Source organism: Parvibaculum lavamentivorans DS-1 (assembly GCF_000017565.1).
GTDB lineage: Bacteria > Pseudomonadota > Alphaproteobacteria > Parvibaculales > Parvibaculaceae > Parvibaculum > Parvibaculum lavamentivorans.
Genome location: NC_009719.1, coordinates 3,462,738 through 3,475,272, shown reverse-complemented (window position 1 = coordinate 3,475,272; position 12,535 = coordinate 3,462,738). Strand labels below are relative to the sequence as shown.

Here is a 12,535-nt window from a genome sequence, read left to right as displayed (position 1 = left end):
AGACATCAAAAAAGGCGGCTCTCAGAGCCGCCTTTTTTATTTCGATAAACTCAGGGATCAGGCGTCTTCCGCCTCGGTTTCCATTTCTTCTTCCGTATCCTTGCTCTTCTTGGGCAGCTTTACCGCCCGCAATATGAAGGCCGGTACATGGTCGCCAAGTCCGACAACCGGGCGATCGTCGTCGCGGTCGCGATCTCGTCCGCCGCGTTCGCGCCGCGCCGGCCTTTCCTCGGCCTTGGCCGGCTCCGGGCGTGCCCGCTCAGCGCTTTGCACGACAGCGGGTTCGGCTGGGGCGGCGGCGTTTACCGTCTCGACAGAGTCCGCCTTGTCCTTGCGTCCGCGCCCACCGCGGCGCCCCCGGCTTCTCTTCTCTTCCTTGGGCTCGTCGACGGACATCTCGGTGCTTGCTTCCGCCGCCACTGCTGGCGAAGCGTCGGCTTCTGCCGGTGCCGCAGGAACGTCCACGTCGCCTGAAGGGATTGGGTTGCCGATCAGCTTTTCGATCGCAGCAAGATACTTGCCGTCTTCACGCGTCGAAAGTGTCACGGCAGTGCCGCTCTTGCCGGCGCGTCCAGTCCGCCCTATGCGGTGTACATAATCCTCCGCATGGCTTGGTACGTCGTAGTTGAACACATGGCTGACATCGGGAATGTCCAGGCCGCGTGCGGCTACATCGCTTGCGACCAGAAGGCGAATTGTGCCGTTGCGGAAGCCGTCCAGCGTCCGGGTTCGCGTCGACTGATCGAGATCGCCATGGATTGCGCCAGCTGAAAGCCCGCTTTTCGAGAGCGCCCGTTCCAGCACCGAAACGTCGCGCTTGCGATTGCAGAAAATGATTGCGTTCTTGACGTTGTCTTCCTCGATCATCCGTTGAAGCACGTCGCGTTTTCCATCCCGCGTCGTCTTCAGCAGCACTTGCTTGATGTTTGCGCTGGTGGAGGACGCTCTCGCCACTTCGATCCGTTCGGGATTGTGCAGGAACGTGTCGGTCAGCCGCTGGATTTCAGGCGGCATCGTTGCAGAAAAGAAGAGTGTCTGGCGCGTGAAGGGAAGCTTTTTGCAGATTTCCTCAATATCGGGAATGAACCCCATATCCAGCATGCGGTCAGCTTCATCAATCACGAGAATTTGCACCCCCGTCAGCAGTACCTTGCCACGATTGCAATGGTCGAGGAGGCGGCCTGGTGTTGCGATGAGGACGTCTACCCCGCGATCCAGCTTCTTTTCCTGGTCACCGAAGGAGACCCCACCAATAAGAAGGGCCATCGAGAGCTTGTTATACTTGCCGTAGGTTTCGAAATTTTCGGCGACCTGCGCGGCTAGTTCGCGCGTCGGCTCGAGGATCAGTGACCGGGGCATCCGTGCCCTCGCACGTCCGCGCGACAGCTTGTCGATCATCGGAAGCGTGAAGGAAGCCGTTTTGCCCGTACCGGTCTGGGCGATGCCCAGCACGTCGCGCCCCGCCAGAACATGTGGAATTGCCTGCGCCTGGATAGGCGTCGGTTCCGTGTATCCGGTTTCGGATACAGCTTTCAATACCTCTGGCGCGAGGCCGAGTTCGTCAAATGTCATTCAGGAAGCCCTATACACCGTTGATGTGCTGCCCGCGGGTGGCCCACTTTCAGGGCCGTGGACGGGAACCTCCGCGACGGATCGGGAGGGGGAGCAGCTCTTGGCGCGTTGTTCCGCGGTCGCGCCGATCCGCAAGTATGCGCGGAACATAGGGATTATCGACAAATTGTCAACTGAACGGCCGTTGCGACGGCGCCGGGGCCGGGAGGAGGAGGCGGTTTATGGCCCAAAAAGCCCGCATATGGCGAAGGAAGCACTCTTGGCCGCGAGAGGGGCAGCGGTTTTCCGAAAGTTAATGCTTGTCGTGCACTCTTCGGAAACAACAAGGGACGGCAAGGTCCTTTCAACATGACCTACGAGCACGCATCCAAAACTGAACGCGGCGCGCTGGCGGAGGCCTTTGGGGCAGCCGGGAAGGGGCAACGGCGAGGCGGAGTGCTGTCTGCCGTCGATCGCCTCCTCGGGCGGCTTTCTGCATGGACGACGAGCGCGCTCCTGACGGCTGCTGCCGTAATTATGGCCCTGGGCTTAAATTGGATACTGAGCCGAATTGGTCTTATCGATTTCACGGGCCAGATTGTGATCTCGACGGTGATCGTTACGATACTTGTCGGGTTTCCAATCATTATCTATTCGCAGTTCATCATCCGTGAACTGAAAACGTCGCGCCGTACGCTGCGCAAGATGACAGAACGTCTGGCATGGGCCTTTGACAATGCCGAGCGTGCCAATGAGGCCAAATCGAATTTTCTGGCGAATATGAGCCATGAGCTGCGTACGCCGCTCAATGCCATCATTGGCTTTTCCGACATAATTCGATTTCAGCGTTTTGGGTCGGTTGGCAATTCCCGTTACCAGGACTATGCGAAGGATATAAACGAGAGCGGCATTCACCTTCTTTCTATTATCAATGACATACTCGATCTCGCCAAAATCGACGCCGGTCACGGAACGATGGAGCAGGAGGCCGAGTTCTCGGTTCGGTCGGCGATCGATTGTGCCGAGCGTATGGTGCGTTCTCTTGCGGAGCGTCAGGAGATAAGTCTCTCCACGGCAGCCGCCGAAACATCGGCTTATCTGGTAGGGGTTGAGCGTATGGTGAGGCAGGTCCTCATCAACGTTCTTTCGAATGCAATCAAGTTCACGGAACGCGGAGGTTCGGTAACTGTCGCTGCTGAACATCGACCGAACGGCAATCTTGTAGTCTCGATATCGGATACCGGCATTGGTATGTCGCCGGACGAAGTGAAGGTGGCATTGACACCTTTCGGACAATCCGGCAGCGCCTTGTCGCGCAAACACCCCGGTACGGGCTTGGGGCTGCCGCTGGCCAAGGCGATGATGGATATGCATGGCGGCCGGCTAATGGTGCGCAGCATGGTGGGCAAGGGCACAACAGTTACGCTCGTCTTCCCCTCCGGCCGCGTTTTGCGAACTTCGGAGAAAGCAGTACCTTTGGCTGGTGCGCGGCAAACCGGCTAGATGTCGAGATCGTGAGCGAAAGCCGCATGCTCTTGGATGAACTGGAAACGGAGCTCCGGTTTGTTTCCCATCAACCGCTCGATGGCACCGCTCGTCTCTTTCGCTTCAGCTTCGGGAACAACCACTCGCATCAGCGTTCGCTTGCCGCGCGCCATGGTCGTCTCCTTCAACTGAGCGGGCATCATTTCGCCAAGCCCTTTGAAGCGGCTGATCTCAACCTTGCCGCGACCGGAAAACTCCGCCTTGAGCAGTTCGTCCTTGTGCGCATCGTCACGAGCATAGAGGGTCTTGCCGCCTTGCGTCAGCTTGTAGAGCGGCGGCACCGCCATATAGAGATGTCCCTCTCGAATAAGCTCCGGAAGCTCGCGATAGAAGAATGTAATAAGAAGCGAGGCTATGTGTGCTCCGTCCACGTCGGCGTCGGTCATGATGATGACCTTGTCATAGCGGAGGTCGGCCTGCCGGTAATGCGATCCCGTGCGGACGCCTAGCGCCTGAATGAGGTCGGAAATCTGCTGGCTCTGCGCGAGTTTCGCTCCGCTTGCGCTTGCCACGTTCAATATCTTGCCCCGTAGAGGCAGGATCGCCTGGCTTGCGCGGTCGCGCGCCTGCTTTGCCGAGCCGCCGGCGCTGTCACCTTCGACGAGAAATATCTCCGATCCGTCAGCAGCCGACTGACTGCAATCGGCAAGCTTGCCCGGCAGGCGCAGTTTCCGCGTTGCGCTCTTGCGTGCCACGTCCTTCTCTTGCCGCCGGCGAAGCCGGTCGTCGGCGCGATCGATCACCCAGTCGAGCAGCTTGTTTGCCTGTTGAGGTGCGGCTGTAAGCCAATGGTCGAAATGGTCGCCGATGGCCCGCTCGACCAAACGCTGCGCTTCCGCGCTCGCCAGTTTTTCCTTCGTCTGCCCCTGGAATTCGGGTTCGCGAATGAACACTGAAAGCATGGCGCCGGCTGTCCCGAGAACATCTTCGGCTTGTATCTGTGCCGCCTTCTTGTTGCCCACCATATCTGCATAGGCCTTCAGGCCTTTGGTCAGTGCCGCGCGCAGTCCCGCTTCGTGTGTACCGCCCTCAGCCGTGGGCACGGTGTTGCAATAGGAGTTGAGAAATCCGTCACCGCCGCCAAACCAGGCGATTGCCCATTCCACCGAGCCATGGCTTCCCGCCCGCGAGACTTTTCCGGTAAAGGGTTCCGCCGTTACCGTGTCGTAGCCGTTGATCGATGCCTTGAGGTAATCGACGAGACCGCCCGGGAAATGCAGCACATCATTTACCGGCGTATCGTCCTTCTCGCCGATGAGCGATGGCGCGCAGTTCCAGCGGATTTCGACGCCGCCGAAAAGATAGGCTTTGGAACGTGCCATCTTGTAGAGACGCTTGGGAATGAAATGCGCGCCTTTGCCGAAGATGTCGGCATCCGGATGGAACGTAATTTTCGTTCCGCGGCGGTTCTGAGTGCGCCCCTTGTCCGTGAGCTTGGTTGTTGGTACGCCGCGAGCGTAGCTCTGCGTGTAAAGTGTCTGGTCGCGTGCGACCTCGACCTCGAAACGGTCCGACAGCGCGTTCACCACCGATACACCGACGCCGTGCAGGCCGCCCGATGTCTCATAGGCCTTGCCGCCGAACTTCCCGCCGGAGTGGAGTGTCGTGAGAATGACTTCCAGCGCCGACTTGTTCTTGAACTTCGGATGCGGGTCCACGGGAATACCGCGACCGTTATCCGCGACGGTCAGGCTTCCATCCTCCGACACCGTGACTTCAATCCAGTTGGCATGGCCGGCAACGGCCTCGTCCATGGAGTTGTCGAGCACTTCCGCGAAAAGGTGATGCAATGCCTTCTCGTCGGTGCCGCCGATATACATGCCCGGCCGCCGCCGCACGGGCTCAAGCCCCTCCAGAACCTCGATATCCTTCGCGGAATAGGTGCCATCGTCCCGCGGCGCCCCTTTCGGAGCTCTCGCAGGTTTTGCCGCCTTCGGAGCGGCGGCAAAAAGGTCGTCTGTATCGTCGGATTTGCTCGTCTTGCGGGCGGCCATGGGCTCGAAACTTTATGTGGGAGAATCAATCGCGATTGTAGGGCGCGGAAGAGGCTGCGCCAATCTTGCGACTTTTGCCATTCCAGCTGCCGTGAGGCCAGCTTAATCGGCTTCGGTAATCTCGTAGTCGATTGGCTTGAAGGCATAGTTGTTGGACTGTTCCGCGGAACAGGCCGTAAGCCCGACGATGATGTCCATTTTCGCCTCGATCACGAGATAATCGCCCGCGCGGCTCAGCGGCGGCTCGACTTTCAGCACGCCGGTTTCGGAATCGATGGGCACATTCATGAATATATTGAAAGCCGTCGGTATCCGGTCCGGCCCGATCCCATAGGGAGCGAGCGCCTCTGCGAGATTGCCGAAGCAGCCGCGGTGAGGATTTTTATCCCCATAGATGATGCGGAATGTGTCGGCGGAGCAGGGCGTCAGCAGGAAGTCGTGCCGTCCGACCTTGTCTTCCACGATCTCGAACATGATGCGGCTGCGGTTGGAATAGACGGGGTCGCCGGCTGTCAGATAAATCTTGCTCAGGTAATCGAGTGTCCGCCCGTTCGACAACACCTCGCCGGTGTCATCCCTGTTGTAGGCAACGAGGTCGGCCACCTGTTCTCCCTGTGGATCCGTCACCTTGAGACGCGCTCCCCGTGGCAATACGAATGCTACGCCAGACCGGGGCGGTATGCGCTTTATCTCGCTCATCAGCGCGCAAAGGGGCAGCGCCAACGCCCGCTGACGGGACGCCCGCTATATTGCCGCGCTTCGCTCACAGTGCCGTGTTCGGCGATCATGGGGTTCGGCGCTCCATCCAGTTTTGCATCGCGATGAATGATGGTTTCCTTAATGCGATTATATTGCCCGTTCTGGCGGAGATTTTGAAACTGTTCGTGCAGGTTGAACACGATTGCCGGATGCGGAAGCCGTCTCGCGGTCCGGCTGGAACCCGGGTGCAGGCCGACAATAAAAAACGCATGTCCTCCAAGGCTGAAGCCGAAGTCGGGAGAGTTCGGATCGGCGCTCACCTCGTCGCTCCACGCAAAATCTTCAGCGTCAAGCTTGTGCAGCGCACTTAACCGCTCCCAGAGATGCTGTTCAAATTGCATCTCGCCAAGATCTTGCGGCCCCTGAAAGACCACGGCGAAGCTCGTGAAAAGGCGGGGCCGCGCTTCATGTTCACGCAGAAAAGCATATATCCCGTCGACAATTTTCCGGTCGTCTGCGGGGCACCTTATGTCCGCCGCCGTCATCAGCACCAGCTGATCCCGGGACAAGGCGGATTTCGCCCCCACACAGGGGAACTCGGTTTGTCGAACGAAGGCGCGAAACTCCTCGCAGAGGCTATGTTTGCCTTGCGTCATGGCATCACCAAAAATTGTGAGATCGAGAATTGTCTCGTGGCCATACAACGGACACCTCCCCGGAAGGGTTCCGTTGGCGCCGCGCCCGGCTTGTGTCAAAGTCGCAAAAAACCTGGCAGGCTTATGGGAACCCCATGTTTGATAATGTCGATATCTCGTCGCCGCTGACGCTGCCTTGCGGCGCCACGCTGAAGAACCGGATCGCCAAGGGAGCCATGACCGAGGGGCTGGGCGACTCCCTGAACCGCGCGACCGAGGGACACGCCCGGCTCTACCGCCGCTGGGCGGAGGGCGGCGCCGGAATGCTTCTCACCGGCAATGTGCAGATCGACCGGCGCTGCATGGAGCGCCCCGGCAATGTGGCCATTGACGGTCCGCAATCGAATGAGGCCATCGCGGCGCTTCGCAATTATGCGAAAGCGGGAACGGTGAACGATACGCATCTCTGGATGCAGATTTCGCATGCAGGACGCCAGACGCCCGCATCCGTCAACAAGGAGCCGCTTGCGCCCTCTGCAACGCCACTCGCGATGCCGGGCGGACAGTTTGGAACGCCGCGCGCGATGACGGGCGCTGAAATCGAAAATGTTATCCGCCGCTTCGCATTCGCGGCCACTGTCGCCCGCGACACCGGCTTCACCGGCATTCAGGTGCATGGCGCGCATGGCTACCTGATTTCCGAATTCCTCTCACCTGATGTGAATGTCCGCACCGATGAATGGGGTGGCAGTCTGGAAAATCGTGCACGCCTTCTGCTGGAGGTAGTGCGTGCGATACGCGCCGCTGTCGGCGCCGACTTCCCCATCTCCGTGAAACTCAATTCCGCCGACTTCCAGCGCGGCGGCTTCAGCCATGAAGATGCGATCCGGGTTGCGGCATGGCTCAACGCCGAGGGTCTCGACTTGCTGGAAATTTCCGGCGGCACCTATGAGCAGCCGCGCCTGGTAGGCCTCGACGATATGACGCTTCATCCGGAGAAATCCGAAACGCGCAAGGAAAGCACGATAGCGCGCGAGGCCTACTTCCTCGAATATGCGAAAGACATCCGCGCCGCGGTAACGATGCCGCTGATGGTCACCGGTGGCTTCAGGACGCTGGCAGGCATGAACGCTGCCTTGAAATCCGGCACTATCGACGTCGTCGGCCTCGCGCGCCCCCTCTGCGTCGACCCGGCCATTCCCGCCATGCTTCTCTCCGGCGCCGCACAGGCAACACCCGCCTATGAAAAGACGCTCCGCATCGGTCCGGGCATTCTGGGTCCGCACAGCCGGTTCAATCTCGTCAAGGCGATGAATGGCTGGGGACAGCAGGGCTGGTTCTGCCTGCAGCTTCTGCGCATGGGGGAGGGCAAGGACCCCGACCCCAAGATGGGCGTCTTCTCCGCTTTCAGGAACTACGCGAAGAATGAGGCAAAGACCGCCGCCGCGCTTCAGCGCCAGTAACACGGGTTGATCCGATGGAGAGCGTGGAAGGGCATAAAGTTGGCTTCGGCCGCCGACAGATCGTTGGGTGGCTGCTCGGCCCGGCCCTGCTTCTGACGACCTTTGTCGTTCCCGCCCCTGAGGGCTTGAGCCAGCTCGGCTGGCACACAGCCGGTGTAGCCGCCTTGATGGCCGTCTGGTGGATTTCGGAACCGATCCCCATTCCGGCGACGTCGCTCCTGCCGATGATCCTGTTCCCGCTCATGGGCATCGTCGACATTCGTGCCGCCGCCGCGCCCTATGCCCATCCGATCATCTATCTCTTCTTCGGCGGCTTTCTCCTCGCACTGGCGATGGAGCGCTGGAACCTGCATCGGCGGATCGCGCTTGGCCTGATTGCCTTCATGGGAACGAAGCCGACGCACATAGTCGCCGGTTTCATGGTTGCGGCAGCGTTTCTCAGCATGTGGGTCAGCAACACGGCAACGGCGTTGATGATGTTGCCCATCGCGCTTTCGGTCATCGGACTCGTGGACGCGCAGGCCCGGGAGGAAAAAGCCAAGGCGGCCGCCGCTGTCTTTTCCATGGTTCTGCTTCTTGCCGTTGCTTACAGCGCAACCATCGGCGGTCTGGGCACGCTGATAGGTACGCCGCCGAACGCGCTTCTCGCGGCCTTCCTCAGCCAGACCTACGGCTTTCACATCGGCTTCGGACAATGGATGCTTGTCGGCGTGCCCGTGGTCATCGTCGGCGTGCCGCTCGCCTGGTTCCTGCTGACGCGGGTGATCTTCAAGCTGTCGTCCCTCGACCTGCCTGGCGCGGCAGGCATAATCGCCTCCGAACGCGCGAAGATCGGCTCTATCACGCGCCCCGAAATCGCCGTCGCCATCATCTTCTCGCTGACGGCCCTCGGCTGGGTTACGCAGCCTCTGATAGCGCAGGTGTTGCCCTTCGTGTCGGACACAGGCATCGCGCTTCTCGGCGGCCTCCTGCTGTTCCTCACGCCGGTTGATGCGCGCAAGGGTGTCTTCCTGATGGACTGGCAGACCGCCAAACGTGCGCCTTGGGATGTCTTCCTGCTCTTCGGCGGCGGCCTCAGCCTCGCCGCAGGCATAGAGGCGCATGGTGTCGCGGCATATCTCGGCACCCTGTTCGATGGTGCAGGCGGAATGCCGACCCTGCTTCTGGTTGCGCTCATCTGCGGCATGATCCTGATGCTGACCGAACTCACCAGCAACACGGCAACGGCCGCAACCTTCCTGCCCGTCATCGCGGCGGTCGCCATCTTTATCGGCCAGAACCCGCTGCTCCTTCTCGTTCCGGCCGCCATGGCAGCCAATTGTTCTTTCATGATGCCGGTCGGCACGCCGCCCAACGCCATCGTCTTCGGAAGCGGCCGGATCACCCTGCCGCAAATGGCCAAAGCGGGCTGGTGGCTCAACGTCGCCTTCGTGCTTCTGATTGTCGGAATGGTCTATGTCATTGGCCCGCTCGTCTTCGAAATCGAACCGGGCGTGTTGCCGGACTGGGCGCGCAGCCCGGCTGGGGCGTCATAGCGTATTTGCTCGCGCAAGCACGAAATCCACACGGCTCTCGATACTTGCTTTAGGCAATTCGATTAGCTCGTAACCCGCCTGCTGGTAGGCATCGCGGATCGCATCGTGTGTGGTGACGCCCTCGGCAAAATCCTGCCGCCGCTCGGTGTCGGCCGCATAGATATCCTTCCATGGAGGTGCGATGAAGACCAGGTTGTTGTACCGCTGAAGTGCAATCGCGCGCTCGATATCCGGTGGCACGCTCTCCCCGATCAGGCGGCTGTAACCGGCGAGATCCGGAAACCCCCGGTCGAAGAAGACGACACTCGTCTCGGTAGTCATCCTCCGATAGCTCTCGATTGCATGCTCGAACATCAGCTCGCGATAGGCGACCCTGTCGCCATCATGCGTCGCGTTGCCGCCTGACAGCTTCTGTTCACGGATGATCCTGCGCCCGGCCTCTTCGACATGGAGGTGGCCGTAATCGGCAAGCGCATTTATCAGGCTCGTCTTGCCGGCGCCCGGGCCGCCAGTGACGACAAAGAAGTTAGGCCTATAGGTCTTCAATGCGGACTCCTGAGAACCATGCAAGATGATGCACGCAAGTAACCGGCTTGCGCTGCCGAATGAAAGCGAAGGGGAGGGTGAAGAAAGAAGAGGAAGGAAAATGCCGGGAAGAGGGCTGAGCCCTACGGCGCAACCCCGCTCAACGGAAGCCCCGGTTTCCTGTCAGGCGTTCCTCGCGGGGTTGCTATTGGATGTGCTGTTTGCACTCGCCCGAACGAAGCCGGGCCTATCTCCATTGCTTTTTTGCCTGCGCGCTCAATTAGCGTGAGCTGACGCCAGTGTTTCTTCGCGCTTTTCCCTTGGCCTATAAGATTTACCGGCCGGCCACGCATGAGAACAGCGACAGGGCTTGGCTATGTGTCTTGGTCGCTTTCATTTACCGAGAAGCGAAATGCGTCGGTGGAGCCATCTTCTTAAACCTCCTCCTTCGTTAGACAGGAAAAGGCTACGCCCGAACGCGCGGAGAGGTCAACTGGAATAGGGGTTTCCCGTAACCTGCATGAGTCAGCGATGTTGACCGAATGGGGCCAATCTGTACACGGACAAATAGCAGCGGGCGGCAACGAAAAAGGCCGGAGCTTTCGCTCCGGCCTTTCGTATCGTTGAAACCACTCGGCTTTAGACCGAGTAGTACATATCGTACTCGACCGGATGCGGCGTCATTTCGTAACGCATGCATTCTTCCCACTTCAGTTCCAGATAGGCGTCGATCTGGTCGTCGGTGAAAACGTTGCCCTTGGTCAGGAACTTGCGGTCGGCGTCCACGGCAATCAGCGCCTCGCGCAGCGAACCGCAAACCGTCGGGATTTCCTTCAGCTCGTCCGGCGGCAGGTCGTAGAGGTTCTTGTCCATCGGACCGCCCGGATCGATCTTGTTCTCGATCCCGTCGAGGCCAGCCATCAGCATCGCCGCGAAAGCGAGATAGGGGTTCGCCGTCGGATCGGGGAAGCGGATTTCGATGCGCTTCGACTTCGGCGACGTGCCGTGCGGAATACGGCAGGAGGCCGAGCGGTTGCGCGCCGAATAGGCGAGCAGCACCGGCGCTTCATAGCCCGGCACGAGGCGCTTGTAGCTGTTCGTGGACGGGTTGGTGAAAGCGTTCAGCGCCTTCGCGTGCTTCAGGATGCCGCCGATGTACCACAGGCATTCCTGGCTGAGGTCGGCATACTTGTTGCCGGCGAAGAGCGGCTTGCCGTCCTTCCAGATCGACTGGTGGCAATGCATGCCCGAACCGTTGTCGCCGAACACCGGCTTCGGCATGAAGGTTGCCGACTTGCCGAACGCCTGCGCCACGTTGTGGATCACATACTTGTAGATCTGCATGTGGTCGGCAGCCGTGGTCAGCGTCTGGAACTTCGTTCCAAGTTCGTGCTGGGCGGCGGCAACTTCGTGGTGATGCTTCTCGATCTTGACGCCCATCTCTTCCATGACCGTCAGCATTTCGCCGCGGAGGTCCTGGCAGGAGTCGATCGGGTTGGCCGGGAAGTAGCCGCCCTTGGTGCGCGGACGGTGGCCGAGGTTGCCCGTTTCGTAGTGCGTGTCGCTGTTGGTCGGCAGCTCGACGGAGTCGACTTCAAAGCCCGTCTTGTAGGGGGAGGTCGAAAACTTCACGTCGTCGAAGATGAAGAATTCGGCTTCCGGGCCGAACACGATCGTGTCGCCGATGCCGGTGGACTTCAGATATGCCTCGGCAAGCTTCGCCGTGCCGCGAGGATCGCGAGCATAAATTTCGCCGGTGGACGGTTCGAGAATGTCGCAGAAAACCGCAAGCGTCGTCTGCGCATAAAACGGGTCGATCGTCGCGGTCTTCGGATCGGGAAGAAGAACCATGTCCGACTCGTTGATGGCCTTCCAGCCCGCGATCGACGAGCCGTCGAACATCGTGCCTTCCGCGAAAAAGTCATCGTCGCAGAAGCCGATATCGAACGTCACATGCTGCATCTTGCCGCGCGGATCGGTAAAGCGCAGGTCAACGTACTTGACGTCCTTTTCTTTGATGATTTGCTGAATGGATTTGTCAGCCATAGGTTCCTCTTTTCCCTGTTTTCGGGTCGATTGATGTATCGGGTATCTACCCGTCGCACGTTCCGCGCAGCCTTCTTCGGCTGCCGCGTTTCGGGCCTTATCTGATGCTCGTCAAGTAAGCCCCCTTAGATTGCCTCCACGCCCGTTTCGCCGGTACGGATGCGGATGGACTCTTCGATGTTGGAGATGAAAATCTTGCCGTCGCCGATGCGGCCCGTGCGAGCGGCCTGCTGGATGGCTTCCACGGCCTTTGCCACCATCTCGTCGTTGAGCACGACTTCGATTTTTACTTTGGGCAGAAAGTCGACGACATATTCGGCGCCGCGATAGAGCTCGGTGTGCCCCTTCTGACGCCCGAAACCTTTTGCCTCGGTAACGGTAATGCCTTGCAGCCCCACTTCCTGCAGCGCCTCTTTCACTTCGTCGAGCTTGAACGGCTTGATGATCGCCTCGATCTTTTTCATTCGCTCACTTCCTCAGTCATGGGCTCGCCGCCCGCATCCATCTACGGAGGGGGTTAGCACGCCTCGTGCCAACCCGCT

The 12,535-nt window shown here is 59.8% G+C and carries 10 protein-coding genes; 3 read left to right on the top strand and 7 right to left on the bottom strand.

Going from position 1 to position 12,535, the window contains the following annotated elements; translation table 11 throughout:
* Positions 1-57 precede the first annotated feature (57 nt).
* A complete protein-coding gene (locus tag PLAV_RS16535; protein WP_012112185.1) occupies positions 58-1,572 on the bottom strand; it encodes a DEAD/DEAH box helicase in 1,515 nt (504 codons plus the stop codon).
* A gap of 348 nt (positions 1,573-1,920) precedes the next feature.
* Here PLAV_RS16535 and PLAV_RS16530 point away from each other — a divergent pair, with 348 nt between their 5' ends.
* Complete coding sequence (locus tag PLAV_RS16530; RefSeq protein ID WP_012112184.1) at positions 1,921-3,054, top strand: sensor histidine kinase; 1,134 nt, start codon at positions 1,921-1,923, stop codon at positions 3,052-3,054.
* Here the strand turns inward: PLAV_RS16530 and parE are convergent.
* The 3 genes from parE to gntA form a co-directional block, all read right to left on the bottom strand.
* The gene (parE, locus tag PLAV_RS16525; protein ID WP_012112183.1) at positions 3,051-5,090 is read right to left on the bottom strand and encodes a DNA topoisomerase IV subunit B; all 2,040 of its coding nucleotides are present in this window, start codon (positions 5,088-5,090) and stop codon (positions 3,051-3,053) included. The genes PLAV_RS16530 and parE overlap by 4 nt on opposite strands.
* A 102-nt stretch (positions 5,091-5,192) precedes the next feature.
* Complete coding sequence (locus PLAV_RS16520) at positions 5,193-5,789, bottom strand: DUF1989 domain-containing protein (RefSeq protein WP_041536849.1); 597 nt, start codon at positions 5,787-5,789, stop codon at positions 5,193-5,195.
* Positions 5,789-6,493 (bottom strand): guanitoxin biosynthesis heme-dependent pre-guanitoxin N-hydroxylase GntA, encoded by a 705-nt coding sequence (gene gntA, locus PLAV_RS16515; protein WP_245545163.1) that lies wholly within the window; start codon positions 6,491-6,493, stop codon positions 5,789-5,791. The genes PLAV_RS16520 and gntA overlap by 1 nt, the downstream gene beginning before the upstream one ends.
* Positions 6,494-6,579: 86 nt before the next feature.
* Between gntA and PLAV_RS16510 the strand changes: the two genes are divergently transcribed.
* Both PLAV_RS16510 and PLAV_RS16505 read left to right on the top strand, forming a co-directional pair.
* Positions 6,580-7,887, top strand: coding sequence for an NADH:flavin oxidoreductase/NADH oxidase family protein (locus PLAV_RS16510; protein WP_012112180.1), 1,308 nt, complete (start codon positions 6,580-6,582; stop codon positions 7,885-7,887).
* 14 nt (positions 7,888-7,901) lie between these two features.
* Positions 7,902-9,422, top strand: coding sequence for an SLC13 family permease (locus PLAV_RS16505; RefSeq protein WP_012112179.1), 1,521 nt, complete (start codon positions 7,902-7,904; stop codon positions 9,420-9,422).
* Here the strand turns inward: PLAV_RS16505 and PLAV_RS16500 are convergent.
* From PLAV_RS16500 to PLAV_RS16490, 3 genes are all read right to left on the bottom strand, one after another.
* On the bottom strand, positions 9,417-9,968 hold the full coding sequence (locus tag PLAV_RS16500; protein ID WP_012112178.1) for an AAA family ATPase: 552 nt from the start codon (positions 9,966-9,968) through the stop codon (positions 9,417-9,419). The two genes, PLAV_RS16505 and PLAV_RS16500, sit on opposite strands and share 6 nt — an antisense overlap.
* A 618-nt stretch (positions 9,969-10,586) precedes the next feature.
* On the bottom strand, positions 10,587-11,993 hold the full coding sequence (glnA, locus tag PLAV_RS16495; protein ID WP_012112177.1) for a type I glutamate--ammonia ligase: 1,407 nt from the start codon (positions 11,991-11,993) through the stop codon (positions 10,587-10,589).
* Positions 11,994-12,118: 125 nt separating this feature from the next.
* Positions 12,119-12,457, bottom strand: a complete 339-nt coding sequence (locus PLAV_RS16490) for a P-II family nitrogen regulator (RefSeq protein ID WP_012112176.1) — start codon at positions 12,455-12,457, stop codon at positions 12,119-12,121.
* Positions 12,458-12,535: the final 78 nt, after the last annotated feature.